The 15,922-nt window shown below is 61.6% G+C and carries 17 protein-coding genes; 5 read left to right on the plus strand and 12 right to left on the minus strand.

The genetic code is table 11. The features are described 5' to 3' along the window. Window positions 1–130: 130 nt before the first annotated feature. The 5 genes from LOY67_RS19510 to LOY67_RS19530 all read right to left on the minus strand — a co-directional run bounded on the left by LOY67_RS19510 (window position 131) and on the right by LOY67_RS19530 (window position 3,897). A complete protein-coding gene (locus LOY67_RS19510; RefSeq protein WP_265064021.1) occupies window positions 131–940 on the minus strand; it encodes an OmpA family protein in 810 nt (269 codons plus the stop codon). After that, window positions 937–1,296 carry a DUF4398 domain-containing protein gene (locus tag LOY67_RS19515; protein ID WP_265064022.1) on the minus strand — a complete coding sequence of 120 codons (360 nt, stop codon included), beginning with the start codon at window positions 1,294–1,296 and terminating at the stop codon, window positions 937–939. The genes LOY67_RS19510 and LOY67_RS19515 overlap by 4 nt, the downstream gene beginning before the upstream one ends. A 9-nt stretch (window positions 1,297–1,305) precedes the next feature. Beyond that, window positions 1,306–2,130 (minus strand): substrate-binding periplasmic protein, encoded by an 825-nt coding sequence (locus tag LOY67_RS19520; RefSeq protein ID WP_265064023.1) that lies wholly within the window; start codon window positions 2,128–2,130, stop codon window positions 1,306–1,308. 85 nt (window positions 2,131–2,215) lie between these two features. Beyond that, window positions 2,216–3,145 (minus strand): electron transfer flavoprotein subunit alpha/FixB family protein, encoded by a 930-nt coding sequence (locus LOY67_RS19525; RefSeq protein WP_265064024.1) that lies wholly within the window; start codon window positions 3,143–3,145, stop codon window positions 2,216–2,218. A 2-nt stretch (window positions 3,146–3,147) separates the two neighbouring features. Continuing rightward, the gene (locus LOY67_RS19530; RefSeq protein WP_024776877.1) at window positions 3,148–3,897 is read right to left on the minus strand and encodes an electron transfer flavoprotein subunit beta/FixA family protein; all 750 of its coding nucleotides are present in this window, start codon (window positions 3,895–3,897) and stop codon (window positions 3,148–3,150) included. Window positions 3,898–4,441: 544 nt separating this feature from the next. Here LOY67_RS19530 and LOY67_RS19535 point away from each other — a divergent pair. Next, window positions 4,442–6,106 (plus strand): electron transfer flavoprotein-ubiquinone oxidoreductase, encoded by a 1,665-nt coding sequence (locus LOY67_RS19535; RefSeq protein ID WP_265064025.1) that lies wholly within the window; start codon window positions 4,442–4,444, stop codon window positions 6,104–6,106. Between the two features lie 184 nt (window positions 6,107–6,290). Here LOY67_RS19535 and LOY67_RS19540 read toward each other — a convergent pair whose 3' ends face one another. Then, window positions 6,291–7,181: an AraC family transcriptional regulator gene (locus LOY67_RS19540; RefSeq protein WP_265064026.1), complete on the minus strand. Its 891-nt coding sequence runs from the start codon at window positions 7,179–7,181 to the stop codon at window positions 6,291–6,293. A 179-nt stretch (window positions 7,182–7,360) separates the two neighbouring features. Here LOY67_RS19540 and LOY67_RS19545 point away from each other — a divergent pair, with 179 nt between their 5' ends. Continuing rightward, window positions 7,361–8,413, plus strand: a complete 1,053-nt coding sequence (locus LOY67_RS19545) for an NAD(P)-dependent alcohol dehydrogenase (RefSeq protein WP_265064027.1) — start codon at window positions 7,361–7,363, stop codon at window positions 8,411–8,413. Here LOY67_RS19545 and LOY67_RS19550 read toward each other — a convergent pair. The 5 genes from LOY67_RS19550 to LOY67_RS19570 form a co-directional block, all read right to left on the minus strand. Continuing rightward, entirely contained in the window at window positions 8,403–9,218 is an 816-nt protein-coding gene (locus LOY67_RS19550; protein ID WP_265064028.1) for an IclR family transcriptional regulator, read from the minus strand. The genes LOY67_RS19545 and LOY67_RS19550 overlap by 11 nt on opposite strands. Window positions 9,219–9,277: 59 nt before the next feature. Then, window positions 9,278–10,588 carry an MFS transporter gene (locus LOY67_RS19555; protein WP_265064029.1) on the minus strand — a complete coding sequence of 437 codons (1,311 nt, stop codon included), beginning with the start codon at window positions 10,586–10,588 and terminating at the stop codon, window positions 9,278–9,280. Between the two features lie 172 nt (window positions 10,589–10,760). Beyond that, entirely contained in the window at window positions 10,761–11,909 is a 1,149-nt protein-coding gene (gene dgoD, locus LOY67_RS19560; protein ID WP_024776883.1) for a galactonate dehydratase, read from the minus strand. A 48-nt stretch (window positions 11,910–11,957) separates the two neighbouring features. Beyond that, a complete protein-coding gene (locus tag LOY67_RS19565; protein ID WP_265064030.1) occupies window positions 11,958–12,578 on the minus strand; it encodes a 2-dehydro-3-deoxy-6-phosphogalactonate aldolase in 621 nt (206 codons plus the stop codon). Window positions 12,579–12,597: 19 nt separating this feature from the next. Then, window positions 12,598–13,581, minus strand: a complete 984-nt coding sequence (locus LOY67_RS19570; RefSeq protein WP_265064031.1) for a 2-dehydro-3-deoxygalactonokinase — start codon at window positions 13,579–13,581, stop codon at window positions 12,598–12,600. 187 nt (window positions 13,582–13,768) lie between these two features. Here LOY67_RS19570 and LOY67_RS19575 point away from each other — a divergent pair, with 187 nt between their 5' ends. Then, window positions 13,769–14,401, plus strand: coding sequence for a glutathione S-transferase family protein (locus tag LOY67_RS19575; protein WP_265064032.1), 633 nt, complete (start codon window positions 13,769–13,771; stop codon window positions 14,399–14,401). A gap of 5 nt (window positions 14,402–14,406) precedes the next feature. On the opposite strand, the gene LOY67_RS19580 is transcribed toward LOY67_RS19575, so the two are convergent. Then, window positions 14,407–14,889 (minus strand): GNAT family N-acetyltransferase, encoded by a 483-nt coding sequence (locus LOY67_RS19580; RefSeq protein ID WP_003179435.1) that lies wholly within the window; start codon window positions 14,887–14,889, stop codon window positions 14,407–14,409. A 175-nt stretch (window positions 14,890–15,064) separates the two neighbouring features. Between LOY67_RS19580 and LOY67_RS19585 the strand changes: the two genes are divergently transcribed. Both LOY67_RS19585 and LOY67_RS19590 read left to right on the plus strand, forming a co-directional pair. Then, entirely contained in the window at window positions 15,065–15,409 is a 345-nt protein-coding gene (locus LOY67_RS19585; protein WP_265064033.1) for a hypothetical protein, read from the plus strand. A gap of 32 nt (window positions 15,410–15,441) precedes the next feature. Further along, window positions 15,442–15,822 (plus strand): Rho termination factor N-terminal domain-containing protein, encoded by a 381-nt coding sequence (locus LOY67_RS19590; protein WP_265064034.1) that lies wholly within the window; start codon window positions 15,442–15,444, stop codon window positions 15,820–15,822. Window positions 15,823–15,922 lie beyond the last annotated feature (100 nt).

Here is a 15,922-nt window from a genome sequence, read left to right on the forward strand (position 1 = left end):
TACGGGGACAGTTGCCAGATTACTCGACCGTACAGTGCAGTGACAGCCCCAACTGTGCGCTGGTGGGTAATCCACAGGCACAAAAAAACCCGACGCCACTGAGGGGCCGGGTTTTCCAGTGACGCAGCCCTTAGCGGGCAGCGCCGAGCTGGCCTTTTTCGTCGGAGAACACAATTTCCACCCGACGGTTCTGCGCCCGGCCACGCTCGGTGGCGTTGACGTCCACCGGGAACTCGTCGCCGTAGCCTTCGACCTGGATGCGCTTGTCATCGATCCCCAGGTCCACCAGTACATCCGCCACCGCCTGCGCGCGGTCCCGGGACAGCTTGAGGTTTTCCTGCTTGCCGCCAGTGCTGTCGGTATAGCCTTCGATGCGCACCACTCGCTTGGGGTTGAGCTGCAGGAACTGCACGATCTTGAGCACGACCCGGTTGGCCGAGTTCTTCAGTTCAGCCTCGCCGGTGTCGAACAGGACATCACCGAGGGTCATCACCAGGCCGCGATTGGTCTGGGTGGTGGTCATTTCCATGATCTGCTCTTCCAGCCACTTGCCCTGCTGCTGGACACTCAACAACTTGGACTCGCGCAGGGCCAACTGCAGACGCTGGCGCTCCAGTTCGAGCTTCGTCGCGCGCTCTTCGTTGAGCACCTGGTTGCTGTGTTCCCGGGCGATCTCACTGTAGCGCTGGCTGAGGTAGGCGTAATGCAAGACATCCTCACCGCTGCCCCAGTAGGTGGACAAGCGATCGGCACGCGCCAGCGACTCACCGGCACGGATCACGTCCCTGGGCGCTGCGCGTAAAACGTTGGCGTCTTCCTTCACCTTCTGGAAATCGGTACTGGCTTTTTCCAGTGCTGCTTCGCTGCGCTGACCCGCGCAACCGTACAAACTGGCCAGGCCCACCAGGATCAAACCGCCAAACACATGGGAGTGCTTCATTGGGCATCCTCCCGCAACTGTTTACGCAAGCGCTTGATGCGGGTGTCGAGCACGTTCAGTTGCTCCTGGCTCTTGAGGGTCAGCACCTTCGCTTCGGCCAGACGTGCGTCCAGCTCGGCCTGCTCGGCCCGCATGCGTGCCTTCTTGTACGACGCATCGGCCATGTTGGATTGTGCCCGGGCGAATTTTTCTTCGGCGAGCTTCAATTCGGGCACTTCGTCGGCGTTGGCGCCCACGGCCCGGGCTTGCTCCAAGGCCTGTTCAGTCAGGCGGATCTGTTCATTCGGCGCCGGATCGGCTGCGCAGCCCGCCAGAGCCAGAACGGCCAGGGCAGCGAAAAGAGGTCGAATAGTCACTAATGTTCCCTACTGTTTTGGGGCGCTGACGGGTGGCTGCAACTGTGTGTTCCAACGTTCGAGATTGCGCTGCAACACAGCTTCCGTCAGGCCGGACGCGGCCAATTCTGTCATCTTTTGCGCCAGCTGTCCGCGCAACCATGGGTCATTGCAGGCGGAGTCATGGGAAACCGCGAGGAACAGGCCGGGTTTATCCACCGGTTGCGGCGCGGCCTGCAAATCGTTCGCCATGCCCAGTGTCTGCGCCATCGCCAAGCCCGAGTAGCGCCCGGCGAGGACATACTCCACCTCCCCCAGCAGCAATTTCTGAAAGGCCTGGGTCAGGTTTGCGGTGCGGACCAGGGACAGTTTCTGCTCGGCAAAAAGGCCAAATTCCTGGGTCATACGAGCCTTTTCCGACAAGGCACCGGGATGACCGTGCAGATCCTCAGGCCGATTGACGACCAGTGTCGAATCCTTGCGGGTCCAGACCAGGTAATCGTTCTGCAGCACGGGGGGATGAACGTAATCCAGGAAATCGAGCCCGGTCGGCGTCAGCTGGGCGTCGGCGAGCAGATCCATGCGCCCGCTGCGCACCTCGTCCAGTGCCTGGGCGCGCTTGCCGGCGTAGAGCAATTCGACCTTGATGCCCAACTCCCCCGCCACCTGGGTCAGCAAGTCGGCACTGGCGCCGATCAGGTGCTTGGGATCCTGAGGGTCTTGCCAGAGATAAGGCGGCGCATCCGGGCTGCCGGTGGCGATCAGTCGCTCGCACTTGCCGGCAGCGACAGACAGGCCCGGCACACCCGCCAGCGCCCACAGCAACGACCAGCCAGCCAATCGACGAAACTCCATGGCGACATGCTCCCCTTCGAACAAACAACGCATAAATAAAAAGCCCGGCCAAAAGGCCGGGCTCTTTATAAGTGAAGACGCCGGATTAGACCAGCTTCTCCAACTCAGGGACCGCTTCGAACAAGTCCGCGACCAGGCCGTAATCAGCCACCTGGAAGATCGGCGCTTCTTCGTCCTTGTTGATCGCGACGATCACCTTGGAGTCCTTCATGCCGGCCAGGTGCTGGATCGCGCCGGAGATACCGACGGCGATGTACAGCTGTGGCGCAACGATCTTGCCGGTCTGGCCGACCTGCATGTCGTTGGGCACGAAACCGGCGTCGACCGCTGCGCGGGAAGCGCCGACGGCAGCACCCAGCTTGTCGGCCAGGGCGTACAAGTGCTTGAAGTTGTCACCGTTCTGCATGCCGCGACCGCCGGAAACGACGATCTTGGCGGCAGTCAGCTCAGGACGATCGGACTTGGCCAGTTCTTCGTTGACGAAGCTGGAAATGCCGGCGTCGTGGGCAGCGCCTACGGCTTCAACGGCAGCGGAACCACCTTCGGCGGCAACCGGATCGAAACCGGTGGCACGCACGGTGATGACCTTGACCGAAGCGGTCGATTGCACGGTGGCAATGGCGTTACCGGCGTAGATCGGACGCTGGAAGGTGTCGGCACTTTCCACCGAGATGATCTCGGAGATTTGGTCGACGTCCAGGGCAGCGGCAACCCGCGGCAGGATGTTCTTGCCGTTGGATGTAGCGGCAGCCAGGATGTGGCTGTAGCCCTTGCCAAGCTCGGCTACCAACGGCGCAACGTTTTCCGGCAACTGGTGTGCGTAGGCGGCGTTGTCGGCCGACAGCACTTTGGCCACGCCGGCGATTTTCGCGGCGGCTTCGGCAACGGCGCCAGCGCCCTGCCCGGCTACCAGGACGTGGATGTCGCCACCGATCTTGGCAGCGGCAGCAACGGTGTTCAGCGTGGCCGGGGCCAGCGCCTTGTTATCGTGTTCGGCGATTACGAGGATAGTCATGATCAGATCACCTTCGCTTCGTTTTTCAGTTTCTCGACCAGTTCAGCCACCGACTTGACCTTGATGCCCGCGCTGCGTGCAGCCGGCGCTTCGACTTTCAGGGTCTTGTTGGTGGAGGCGGTGGAAACGCCCAAAGCGTCAGGCGTCAGCACTTCAAGCGGCTTCTTCTTGGCTTTCATGATGTTTGGCAGGGACGCGTAGCGCGGCTCGTTCAAACGCAGGTCGGTGGTAACGATGGCCGGCAGTTTCAGGGAAACGGTCTGCGCGCCGCCGTCGATTTCGCGGGTCACGGCAACGCTGTCGCCGGACACTTCGACTTTCGACGCGAAGGTGCCCTGGCCGTAGCCGCTCAATGCCGCGAGCATCTGGCCGGTCTGGTTGTTGTCGCTGTCGATGGCTTGTTTGCCGAGGATCACCAACTGAGGCTGTTCCTTGTCGACAACAGCTTTCAACAGTTTGGCAACGGCCAGGGAAGTCAGCTCTTCGGCGGACTCGACGAGGATGGCGCGGTCGGCACCCAGAGCCAGCGCGGTGCGCAGTTGCTCTTGAGCGGTGGTCGGGCCGATGGAGACGACGACGATTTCAGTCGCAACACCTTTCTCTTTCAGGCGTACGGCTTCTTCCACGGCGATTTCGCAGAAAGGGTTCATCGACATCTTGACGTTGGCGAGGTCGACGCCGGAGTTGTCCGCCTTGACGCGAACCTTGACGTTATAGTCGACCACTCGTTTGACAGCTACAAGAACCTTCATGGATTCCTCGTTACTCTCCGGTGAAAAGAAAGTCGCCTAGGCGAACCTGGCGGTTGATGCTCATGGGCGCAAGGGCACCTCTAAAAACGCCGGCATGAACCACACATGACCTTGCTCACGGGAGTGAAGACCGTTCGTCAGTGATGACCGATGAGTCATTCATTATCGCGGCGTGTAAACTGCGCGTCCGAACACGCAATACGTCACTTTGTGCTGCCTTCGCCCTGTCTTTAGAGGTGCTCTTGAAACCAACAGTCAGCCTACGGCGAGCGCAAAACCGCCCGTATCTTGACCGGAACGCCTATTCCGGTCAATACGGCAAAATGGCCAGTCATAAGCCGCACGTCGGTGATTTATCTGGCCTGCGGCTATTTCAAACAAACGTTTGTATTGGACCCTGAGAGTGGTGTAGATATAATGCGCCGCCAAGAGAGAACCGCGGATCATCCATTGTCGCTTTCGTCGTCTTCTCGAAGGAAACAATGGATGCAACGCCCAACCTCCAATTAGAAAAACCGTGAGCCTTGAGAGTAGGAGATAGCCTGTGGAACGCGAATACATGGAATTCGACGTGGTCATCGTCGGTGCCGGCCCCGCTGGCCTGTCTGCCGCCTGCCGCCTGAAGCAGAAGGCCGCCGAAGCCGGTAAGGAAATCAGCGTCTGCGTGGTGGAAAAAGGCTCCGAAGTCGGTGCGCACATCCTCTCTGGTGCGGTGTTCGAACCCCGCGCCCTGAATGAACTGTTCCCGGACTGGAAAGAACTCGGCGCGCCGCTGAACACGCCAGTTGTGCGCGATGACATTTATGTCCTGAGAAACGCCGAGACTGCGAACAAAATCCCTGACTTCTTCGTGCCCAAGACCATGCACAACGAAGGCAACTACATTATTTCCCTCGGCAATCTCTGCCGTTGGCTGGCCCAGCAGGCCGAGAACCTGGGCGTGGAAATCTACCCGGGCTTCGCCGCCCAGGAAGCCCTGTTCGACGAAAACGGCGTGGTTCGCGGGATCATCACCGGCGATCTGGGTGTCGACCGCGAAGGCCACCCGAAGGAAGGCCTCTACACGCCAGGCATGGAACTGCGCGGTAAGTACACGCTGTTCGCCGAAGGCTGCCGTGGCCATATCGGCAAGCAACTGATCAAGCGCTTCAACCTGGACAGCGACGCCGACGCCCAGCACTACGGCATCGGCTTGAAGGAAATCTGGGAAATCGACCCGGCCAAGCATCAACCCGGCCTGGTGGTGCACACCGCCGGCTGGCCGCTGGACATCATGGGCACCGAGAACACCGGCGGCTCCTTCCTTTATCACCTGGAAAACAACCAGGTGGTGGTCGGCCTGATCGTCGATCTGTCCTACAGCAACACCTACCTGTCGCCGTTCGACGAGTTCCAACGCCTCAAGCATCACCCGGTGCTCAAGCAGTACCTGGAAGGCGGCAAGCGCGTCAGCTACGGCGCCCGCGCCATCTGCAAGGGCGGCCTGAACTCGCTGCCGAAAATGATCTTCAAGGGTGGCGCGCTGATCGGTTGCGACCTCGGCACCCTGAACTTCGCCAAGATCAAGGGCAGCCACACCGCCATGAAATCCGGCATGCTCGCCGCCGATGCCGTGGCCGATCGCCTGTTCGCCGAGTCCGAAGGCGGTGATGAACTGACCGCTTACGTTGAAAGCTTCAAGAACAGCTGGCTGTACGAAGAGCTGTTCGCCAGCCGCAACTTCGGCGCAGCCATCCACAAGTACGGCGCAATCATCGGTGGCGGCTTCAACTGGCTCGACCAGAACATCTTTGGCGGCAAGCTGCCGTTCACCCTGCATGACAACAAGCCCGACTATGCCTGCCTGAAGTTGGCGGCCGATTGCAAGAAGATCGACTACCCGAAACCGGACGGCAAGATCAGCTTCGACAAACTCAGCTCGGTGTTCATCTCCGGAACCAACCATGAAGAAGAACAACCCTGCCACCTGAAGCTGACCGATCCGAGCATCCCACTGGCCAAGAACCTGCCGCTGTACGACGAACCGGCCCAACGCTACTGCCCGGCCGGCGTGTATGAGGTGGTGACCAAGGAAGACGGCGAGAAACGCTTCCAGATCAACGCCCAGAACTGTGTTCACTGCAAGACCTGTGACATCAAGGACCCTGCACAGAACATCACCTGGGTATCGCCGGAAGGCGCCGGTGGGCCGACTTACCCGAACATGTAAGCCGATTCGCTGAACATCAAGGCTCCCGCAATGGGGGCCTTTTTGTTGCCTGCGATTCTAACAACCACCTAGAACCAATGTGGGAGCGGGCCTGCTCGCGATAGCGTTTGATCATTCAACATCAGCGTCGACTGACACACCGCTATCGCGAGCAGGCTCGCTCCCACAGTAGTTCATCATCAACTCAGGCGGCGCGCTCTTCCCCGGGATTGCGCTCGAAATAGCGCTTGTACTCCCGGCTGAACTGCGACGAGCTCTGGTACCCCACCTCATGGGCAACCTGGGCCACGCCCATGCCCTCGCTGAGCAACAGCCGCTGCGCCTTGAGCAGGCGCAATCGCTTGAGGTACTGCACCGGCGACAGCAACGTACTGCGCTTGAAATGCTCATGAAAGGTCGAAGCGCTCATGTTCGCGCAGTTCGCCAGTGTCTCGACGTTCAGCGGCTCGGTGAAGTGCGCGTGCAGATGACTCAGGGCCGCGGCAATCCGGGCGAACTGCCCGTGCTGCTCCACCAGCGCCCGGAGCACATCGGTCTGGGGCCCGCGCAACGCGGCGAAGAGCAATTCGCGCAATCGCGCCTGGCCCATGACCTGGCATTCCAGAGGGTCGTGCAAGCATTGCAACAGACGCTCGACGCATCCGCGCATGGCGCCATCGAGCACGGCGCTGGTCATGGATTCCGGCGTCTGGGCCGCGAGGCTTCGCCCCGGTATCAACCCCATGGCCAGCACCAGCTCGCCCAACAGCGCCCGATCGATCGCAACGGAAATCCCGAGCAGCGGAGCATCGGGCATGGCGTAGGTTTCGCACTCGAACGGCACCGGCAGCGCCTGGATCAGGTAATGCCCGGCGCCGTACTCCAGTGTGCGCGGCCCCAGGTAAGCCAGTTTGCTGCCCTGGGCAATGATCACCAGGCTCGGCTCGTAGAGCTGCGGACCACGGGCGATGTCCTGGCTGCATCGCAGCACCTGCACGCCAGGCAGCGGCGTAGGAATAAAGCCGTCACGGATCGCCAGGGGTTCGATCAGCGAAACCAGCGCCGCGTTGGCATCGAGATAGCGGGTTAGCAACATGGGAAAAATTTCACGGAAAAAGGGATAGGAACATCATCGCAGGTCTGCCGCTCCATAGGATCAATCCACGGCCAAGGTCGGAGGATTAGGCATGACACCCGTAGGAATCGCCATCGCGGGACGCCGCCATGGCTCCCAGAATAGATCGCCTGACTGTTCATTGCTTAGCGAGGTTCAATATGTACACTGCCATCGGATACGCCGCCCAATCGCCCACCGCGCCCCTCGCCCCCATGAAGTTCGAGCGGCGCAGCCCGCAGGCCGACGACGTGGCCATCGAGATTCTTTACTGTGGCGTCTGCCACTCCGATATCCACCAGGCTCGCAACGAATGGGGCATCGCTGTCTACCCGCTGATGCCCGGCCACGAGATCGTAGGCAAGGTTACCGCCGTCGGTGCGAATGTCACCCGCTATAAGATCGGCGACCTGGTGGGCGTTGGCTGCATGGTCGACTCCTGCCGCGAGTGCGAAGCCTGCCATGCTGACCTGGAGCAATACTGCTACCAAGGCATGACCCAGACCTATGCCAGCCCGGACCGTATCAGCGGCGGCCACACCATGGGCGGATACTCCGACAGCATCGTGGTCAATGAGCATTTCGTGCTGCGCATCCCCGCCGCGCTCGACCCGGCCAGCGCCGCACCGATACTCTGCGCCGGCATCACCACCTACTCGCCCCTCAAGCACTATGGCGTAAAGGCCGGTGACAAAGTCGGCGTGCTCGGCATGGGCGGCCTCGGCCACATGGGCATCAAGTTCGCCAAGGCCATGGGCGCCGAAGTGACGTTGTTCACCCGCTCGGCGAGCAAGGCGGAAGAAGCCCGTCGCCAGGGCGCGGACCATGTGATCGTGTCCACCGATGCCGAACAGATGGCCGCCGCGGCCGGACGCTTCCACTTCCTGCTCGACACCATTCCGGTGCAGCACGACCTCAACCCCTACCTCGGCACACTGCGGTTCGACGGCGTACACATCCTGGTGGGCCTCGTCGAGCCGATTGATCCACCGGTCCATGCAGCCAATTTGATCCTGGGTCGTCGTGTCCTGGCCGGTTCGTTGATCGGTGGCATCGCAGAAACCCAGGAAGTGCTGGATTTCTGCGCCGAACACAACATCAGCTGCGACGTTGAAATGCTCGACATCCGCCAGATCAACGAGGCCTACAGCCGTATGATCGCCGGCGACGTGAAGTACCGCTTTGTCATCGACATGGCGACGCTCAAGGCCTGACGTCCGCCTTGGCACCCAGTTCCGCCGACAACCGGGCTGTGACCCCCTTGACCAGGGGAATCAGCTCGGCCATTTTTTCCAGCGGCATGTACGGCACGGTGCTGGCGATGCTGATACCGGCGACAATCCGCTTGCCCGCGTCACGAATCGGCGCCGCGACACAGCGGATCGACGGTTCGTTGTCCTCCAGGTCGAAGGCATAACCTCCCGCTACATATTCCACCATCCGCTGCTGGAACTGCTCCCAGGATTGCTCCTGATGCTGGGGCCAGAACTGACTCTTCCCGGCGGCCGGCAGACTGATTTCGTACAACCGCCGCCAATTCTCCTCGGGATCATCGAGCATCAACGCCTTGCCGATCCCGGTGCGCGCCAACGGCATGCGATGGCCTACGCGTGAGCGCATCTCCGGACCGTTGCGTCCAGGATTCTTCAGCAGGTACAGGACCTCGTCGCCCTCGCGGATCGCCAGGTGCACGGTGTCGCCGGTCAATGCCGACAACTCGTCCAGATACGGCCCCGCCAGGCTCACCAACGGCAGCTCTTCCCGGGCCTGGAAACCCAGCTCGATCAACTTCGGCCCCAGCAGATAACCCACTTGCGGCACCACGCGCAGGTAGCGCTCGTCCACCAGGCAACTGGCCAGGCGATGGGTGGTGCTGCGGGTCGTGCCGATCAGCCGGGCGATTTCCTTCAGGTCACGGGCACCGCTGGCGACCGCCTGAACCACACCCAGGCCACGCAGCAATGTCTGGGTGCCTGTGGGCGCTGCGTCCTTGGTGATTTTTGGATCGTCTTGCTGCATATCCGGCCTTCAACAATGAGCGGGGAACGGGCGGCATTATGGTCGCCCGCCCCGTCGGACTACAACTCGATGCGCTCGACCTTCCCGACCAGCAGGATGTAGGACAGCGCGCCAGCCAGTGCCAGAACGGCGATGTAGGTGATGGCCGGGGCAAACGAATCGCCGTTGGCGAGGAAACCGATGACAATCGGCGTGGCGATGGCCGCCAGGTTACCGATGAAGTTGAACACCCCACCCGTCAGCCCGAGCAACCGCGCTGGGGCCAGGGTCGACACCAGCGACCAGGTGATCGACGCCAGGCCATTGCCGAAGAAGGCCAGCGCCAGGAACGCGATCACCAATGGCGTCGATTCGACGAAGTTGGCGCCGATGATCGAGGTCGAAATCAGCAACCCGCCAATGATCGGCAGCTTTCGGGCGAAGCCTACCGTGGCGCCGCGACGGATCAACCAGTCGGAGAAGAACCCGGAACACAACACGCCAACGAACGCCGCGAGAAAGGGCAACGACGCCAACAGACCGGACTTGATGAAGTCCATGCCGCGGTACTTCACCAGATAAGTCGGGAACCACGTCAGGAAAAACCACAGCGTGGAGTTCAGGCAGAACTGCCCCAGATAAATGCCCCACAGCTTGCGCTGGGTCAGGACGATACCGAGGTCGGTCCAGCTGAACTTCGTCTTGGCCTTGGTGGTTTCGGCCTGGATGTCCACCAGCCCGCCGCCCTCGCGAATCAAATCGATTTCAGCGGCATTGGCGCCTTTGAAATCCCGAGGCTCGCGATACACCGCGTACCAGATCACCGCCCAGATGATGCCTACCGCACCGGTTACCACGAACACCATGTGCCAGCCGAACGCGTGCTGCAGCCAGGCCAGCACCGGCGTCAGGAAAGCCAGGCCAACGAACTGCCCGGAGGTGTAGAAGCCAATGGCGGTGGCGCGCTCGCGCTCGGGGAACCAAGTGGTGACCACCCGACTGTTGATGGGATAGGCCGGCGCCTCCAGGGCGCCGACCGCCATGCGCAACACAAACAAGGCGATGAAACTGGCGGCGAAACCGAGCATCACCGTGGCCGCCGACCACAACAGCAGCGCGACGCTATACAGGATCCGCGGCGGCACCCGGTCCACCAGCCAGCCACCGGGGATCTGCATGGCGGCGTAGGTCCAGCCGAATGCCGAGAAGATCAGCCCGACATGGATCGGATCGATGCCCAGTTCACTGGTCAGTGCGGGGGCGGCAATCGACAGGTTGCTGCGGTCCAGGTAGTTGATCACCACGGTGATGAACAGCAGGACCATGATGAAAAAACGCTTGCGGCTGGGCGTCACCAACGACGCCTGCGCGCTCAGGGTGTGCGCTTGCATGTGAGGTGCCTCTTGTTATGTTTATTGAGGAAACGGGCGCGTGAACGAGGATCTCCTTACCTAAGGAGATCCCCTGTGGGAGCGAGCCCGCTCGCGATGGCGGTGGGTCAGATGGCCCACCGCTATCGCGAGCAGGCTCGCTCCCACAAGGTTCAGTGGTGAGCCTGGGAACTCACCACTCGGCAAAACTGCCATCGGCATGGCGCCAGATCGGATTACGCCAGCGGTGGCCGACGGCGGCGCGTTCGATGACGTATTCCTCGTTGATCTCGATGCCCAGGCCCGGGCCGTTGGGAATCTTCACGAAGCCTTTGTCGTAGTCGAACACCCGCGCATCCTTGACGTAATCCAGCAGGTCATTGCTCTCGTTGTAGTGGATGCCCAGGCTCTGCTCCTGGATGAACGCGTTGTAGCAAGCCGCATCCAGTTGCAGGCACGCCGCCAGGGCAATCGGGCCCAGCGGGCAGTGCAGCGCCAGCGCCACGTCGTAGGCCTCGGCCATGTTGGCGATCTTGCGGGTTTCGGTGATACCACCGGCGTGGGACGCATCCGGCTGGATGATGTCCACATAGCCTTCACTGAGCACCCGTTTGAAATCCCAACGGGAAAACAGCCGCTCGCCCAAGGCAATCGGGGTGCTGGTCAGCGGCGCCAGCTCCTTGAGCGCTTCGTAGTTTTCGCTGAGCACCGGTTCTTCGATGAACATCAGTTTGTACGGGTCGAGTTCCTTCATCAGCACCTTGGCCATCGGCTTGTGGACCCGGCCGTGGAAGTCCACGCCAATGCCAACGTTCGGCCCGACCGCGTCCCGCACCGCTGCCACGTTGGCGAGTGCCAGGTCGACTTTTTCAAAGGTATCGAGGAACTGCAGCTCTTCGGTGCCGTTCATCTTCACCGCGGTGAAGCCCCGTCCTACAGCTTCTTTCGCGGCGCGAGCAGTGTCCGCCGGCCGGTCGCCGCCGATCCAGGAGTAGACGCGAATCTTGTCGCGAACCTGACCGCCCAGCAGGTCGCTGACCGACACGCCCAGGGCCTTGCCCTTGATGTCCCACAGTGCCTGGTCGATACCGGCCAGGGCGCTCATGTGCACGGCGCCGCCACGATAGAAACCGCCGCGATAGAGCACGGTCCAGATGTCTTCGATGTTGCGTGGGTCTTTGCCGATCAGGTAGTCGGACAATTCCTCAACGGCGGCCGCCACCGTATGGGCACGGCCCTCGACCACAGGCTCACCCCAACCGGTGACGCCCTCGTCGGTTTCGACCTTGAGGAAGCACCAGCGCGGCGGGACGATAAAAGTGGTCAGTTTGGTGATTTTCATCTTGTTGTCTCTCTTGTCAGATGCAGCGCACGGGCGCTGGAAAAGTCTTCAGTTCAAGGCATTCCACGCGGCCACGTAGGCCTTGGCGCGCACCGCCACTTCGGCAGCCGTCAGGCCCGGCTTGAACAGCCCGGAGCCCAGGCCGAAACCCTTGACGCCCGCCTCGAGGAACATCGCCATGTTGTCCGGTGTGATCCCACCCACCGGCACCAGCACGGTCCCGGCCGGCAACACCGCGAGCCAGGCCTTGACCACCGCCGGGCCCATTTGCTCGGCGGGAAACAGTTTCAACACATGGGCGCCTTCGGCCAGCGCGGCAAAAGCCTCGGTCGGCGTGGCGACGCCGGGCGACAGATAGAGTCCCGCCGCTTTCGCCGCCCGCAGCACTTTTGGATCGCTGTGGGGCATGACGATCACCTGGCCACCGGCGGCCTTCACCTGCTCCACCTGCTCCGGCGTGAGCACGGTGCCGGCACCGATCAGGCAATCGGCGGGCAAGGTATTGCGCAGGATGCGGATACTTTCGTACGGCTCGGGGGAATTGAGCGGTACTTCGATGACGCGAAATCCGGCGCTGTACAGGACTTCGCCAATGGCTGCCGCCTCTTCGGGACGCAGACCGCGCAGGATCGCGATCAGCCCGTTGTGCGCCAGTGCTTGTGTGAGCATGTCAGACCTCCAGTCAGGTTTAGCGCGATGCGCTGGATTCGAGCAGCCCGGCCGCTACAGCCAGTTGCCACAAACCCCGTTCGGTGGCCTGTTCGGCCAGGGTCACCCGGGCAAAGCCGCAGGCGTCGAGGGCCCGCTGGTAGCGAGCACAGAGTTGGGAGTTGCCGATCAGCACCACCGTCGGCAAGTGCACGCTGTTGCGCCGATGGCGTTGTGTGGTGGCCAATGCCGTCAGTTCATGGCCAATCAACAAACCAGAGAGATAGTCAGCCTGGGCGCTCGCGCCGAGCTCACCGGTCAGCCCCAGGCTGCGAGCGCTGAACACGGTGGACAGCGGACCGATCTGCCCGTCCGTCGACAGCGCCACCTGCACACCGCGATCGAAGGCCACGCCGTCGAACGCCGTACCGCGCTGCTGGGTACGGCCGAGAATGCTGTGGTCGCTGAGCACGGCGAAGATTTCGCCAGTCATGAAAGTATCGAAGTGCACGATGCAGCCGTCGGCCACTTCCACCCATTTCGAGTGGCTGCCGGGCAGGCCGATCAGCACCGCTTCGTTCGGCAGGCTGTGCAAGGCGCCGAGCACCTGGGTTTCTTCGCCGCGCATCACATTGGGCAACCGCGAGCGCTGGATCACCCCTGGCACGATGTGCACATCGACACCGCGAAGGCTCCGAACGGTTTGTAGGGAATGTCCGAGATTGGCGACGTTCGCCGGTGTGTCGCAGTAAGGCGCTTCGCACCAGCCCTGGGCGCTGCCGACCATGCCGCAGGCAATGACGGGCAGGCCCGGCTGTGCGTCCAGCCAGTCACCACAGGCCTCGTCGAACGCCAGCTCGAAACCATCGGTGCAAACCCGGCCGGCCACGATCCGCGGCCCGGCGGGCAACTGCATGATCCCCGATGACAGCGAGCGCTGTTCGAGCACCTCGCCTCCCGCGGCGAGTTTGTAAGCCCGTAGTGAGGTAGTCCCCCAATCGAGCGCGATCAATTGCGCCTGCATCCGCTTCACCTGTTCTGTTTTTTGGCAGTGAGTGGGACGGACTATAAACCCGGGCGCAGCCATATCTCAATATATAAATATCACTCCCACATATTGGGATATAACAAAGACGTCCGAAACCATCGCTATCCACCCATGACCCTGCTACGTTTTCCGTCCGGATGCCTTAACTCTCAGGGAAAACGAAATGGGACAACTGCTGAAAATCCTTGGCCGCACTTCCTCGATCAACGTCAGGAAAGTGCTGTGGACTTGCCAGGAATTGGATATTTCCTACGAACGCGAAGACTGGGGCATCGGCTTCCATTCAACCCACGATCCTGCGTTCCTGGCGCTTAACCCAAATGCCCAGGTCCCGGTGATCATCGATGAGAACGGTGTGCTCTGGGAGTCGAACACCATCTGCCGTTATTTGGTGGGCAAACATGGCCCCAGCGATCTGCTGCCGCTCGAGCCGGCGGCCAGGGCCCGGATCGAGCAGTGGATGGATTGGCAGGCGACGGAACTCAACCCGTCATGGGGCTACGCGTTTCACGCGCTGGTGCGCAAGAATCCGGCTATGCAGGACCCACAATCCATCGCCGCCGGAATCAAAGGCTGGAATGAAAAGATGGGCTTGCTGGAACAGCAGTTGAATCACACCGGCGCTTACGTGGCCGGTGCGGAGTTTTCCCTGGCGGATGTGCTCATTGGCCTGTCCGTGCACCGCTGGCGTCAGACACCCATGGAGCGACCTGACTACCCAGCGGTAGCCGCCTACTGCAAACGCCTTGAGCAGCGGCCCGGGTTTGCCGAGTGGGCATCCGCCGCGCACTCATGAACCATTCAGTTGCCTTGGGCGAAATCCCGTAGCACCTTGCCGTCCATTCGGTAGCGCACCCATTCTTCCTGGGGTTGCGCGCCGAGGGACTTGTAGAACTCGATTGCCGGCGTGTTCCAGTCCAGGACGCTCCATTCGAAACGACCGCAATCATTGTCGCAGGCGACTTTGGCCAGGTGACGCAACAACGTCTTGCCCGCCCCGCCGCCACGCTGCTCGGGTGTGATGTACAGGTCTTCAAGGTACAGGCAGTTGCTGCCCAACCAGGTCGAGTAGCTGAAGAAAAACACCGCGAAACCGATCGGTACGCCATCGCGCAGGCAGATCAGCCCGTGGGCAGTCGCACCTTCGCTGAACAGGCTGCGCTCGATGTCGGCCACACTGGCGATGACTTCGTGACGGGCTTTTTCGTAGTCGGCCAGTTCGGTGATGAAGGCAAGGATTTGAGGCGCATCGCTGGGTTGCGCAGGACGGATCTCGATCGACATGAACGGGCCTTGTAGCCAATTGAAAGCGCCATACTAAGCCGCTACGCGACGCTCGTCACATCTCAATCCAAATCAGGACGAACCGGCGAAAGCACCATTCGTCGCCCCCGAGGCACCAACCTCGATCCAGCACGGCCCAAGATCAGGCAAGCATCTGAAAAATGGAGGCGACACCATGATCACTTCAAGGCTGACTGCATTCACATTTGCCGCACTGTTGTCTTCGGTGGCCTTCGCGGCGTCCACCTCGGGTACCGGACCGACCGACCCGGTGGAGGCACCCAACTCGCCGGCCACCCAGGGCATGCCCAAGTTGAACACCGACGGCACCGGCGGCGGCACCTTGAACAACGGTCAGCCGCCCGCCACTGGCACCGATCCGCGCGTGCAGGGTAATGACATGGGCCGTCAGGGTGGCCTGAACACACCGGACTCTACAGCACCCGACAACGCAGAAACCGGCGTGGGCTCGAAAACCACCACCGGTGGTTCGGGCTCCGAAGGCGGCGCCAGCCAGTAGCCTCTGCTCACACACTTGAGGAGGAACATCCCATGCCTCGTGGAAGCAAAGACAAATACACCGCCGAGCAAAAGCGCAAGGCCGAACACATCGAGAAAAGCTACGAGAAGAAAGGCCTGTCCGAGGAGACGGCCGAGGCGCGGGCTTGGGCGACGGTGAACAAACAGTCCGGCGGTGGCGAGCGTTCCGGCGGTTCGGGGAAAAGTAAACCGGCCACGGAAAAGAAAACCGACCGCAAGGAGTCGGCCCGCCGCGCAGCCAAGACCCGGGAAGGGCATCCGCGCACCAGCAAGGCCTCCCATGAAACCCAGACGGTCGACAGCCTGATGAAGGAAGCCCGGGCGAAAAACATTCCCGGGCGTTCGAAGATGCGCAAGCAGGAATTGATCGAGGCGTTGCGCAAGGCAGCATGATCGTTGGCGCCAGGGCCGACGCCATCGCGAGCAGGCTCGCACATGGGGTCTGCGGCATGCACGGGTTCCGTGATAACCACAAAACCCTGTGGGAGCGAGC

The sequence above is a fragment of the Pseudomonas sp. B21-056 genome (assembly GCF_026016325.1).
Taxonomy (GTDB): domain Bacteria; phylum Pseudomonadota; class Gammaproteobacteria; order Pseudomonadales; family Pseudomonadaceae; genus Aquipseudomonas.

Excerpts from the sequence above, each read along its gene's own strand:
- LOY67_RS19510 (WP_265064021.1), bottom strand. The coding sequence starts at position 940 with ATGAAGCACTCCCATGTGTTTGGCGGTTTGATCCTGGTGGGCCTGGCC.
- LOY67_RS19520 (WP_265064023.1), bottom strand. The coding sequence starts at position 2,130 with ATGGAGTTTCGTCGATTGGCTGGCTGGTCGTTGCTGTGGGCGCTGGCG.
- LOY67_RS19525 (WP_265064024.1), bottom strand. The coding sequence starts at position 3,145 with ATGACTATCCTCGTAATCGCCGAACACGATAACAAGGCGCTGGCCCCG.
- LOY67_RS19530 (WP_024776877.1), bottom strand. The coding sequence starts at position 3,897 with ATGAAGGTTCTTGTAGCTGTCAAACGAGTGGTCGACTATAACGTCAAG.
- LOY67_RS19540 (WP_265064026.1), bottom strand. The coding sequence starts at position 7,181 with ATGTTGCTAACCCGCTATCTCGATGCCAACGCGGCGCTGGTTTCGCTG.
- LOY67_RS19545 (WP_265064027.1), top strand. The coding sequence starts at position 7,361 with ATGTACACTGCCATCGGATACGCCGCCCAATCGCCCACCGCGCCCCTC.
- LOY67_RS19550 (WP_265064028.1), bottom strand. The coding sequence starts at position 9,218 with ATGCAGCAAGACGATCCAAAAATCACCAAGGACGCAGCGCCCACAGGC.
- LOY67_RS19555 (WP_265064029.1), bottom strand. The coding sequence starts at position 10,588 with ATGCAAGCGCACACCCTGAGCGCGCAGGCGTCGTTGGTGACGCCCAGC.
- dgoD (WP_024776883.1), bottom strand. The coding sequence starts at position 11,909 with ATGAAAATCACCAAACTGACCACTTTTATCGTCCCGCCGCGCTGGTGC.
- LOY67_RS19565 (WP_265064030.1), bottom strand. The coding sequence starts at position 12,578 with ATGCTCACACAAGCACTGGCGCACAACGGGCTGATCGCGATCCTGCGC.
- LOY67_RS19570 (WP_265064031.1), bottom strand. The coding sequence starts at position 13,581 with ATGCAGGCGCAATTGATCGCGCTCGATTGGGGGACTACCTCACTACGG.
- LOY67_RS19575 (WP_265064032.1), top strand. The coding sequence starts at position 13,769 with ATGGGACAACTGCTGAAAATCCTTGGCCGCACTTCCTCGATCAACGTC.
- LOY67_RS19580 (WP_003179435.1), bottom strand. The coding sequence starts at position 14,889 with ATGTCGATCGAGATCCGTCCTGCGCAACCCAGCGATGCGCCTCAAATC.
- LOY67_RS19585 (WP_265064033.1), top strand. The coding sequence starts at position 15,065 with ATGATCACTTCAAGGCTGACTGCATTCACATTTGCCGCACTGTTGTCT.
- LOY67_RS19590 (WP_265064034.1), top strand. The coding sequence starts at position 15,442 with ATGCCTCGTGGAAGCAAAGACAAATACACCGCCGAGCAAAAGCGCAAG.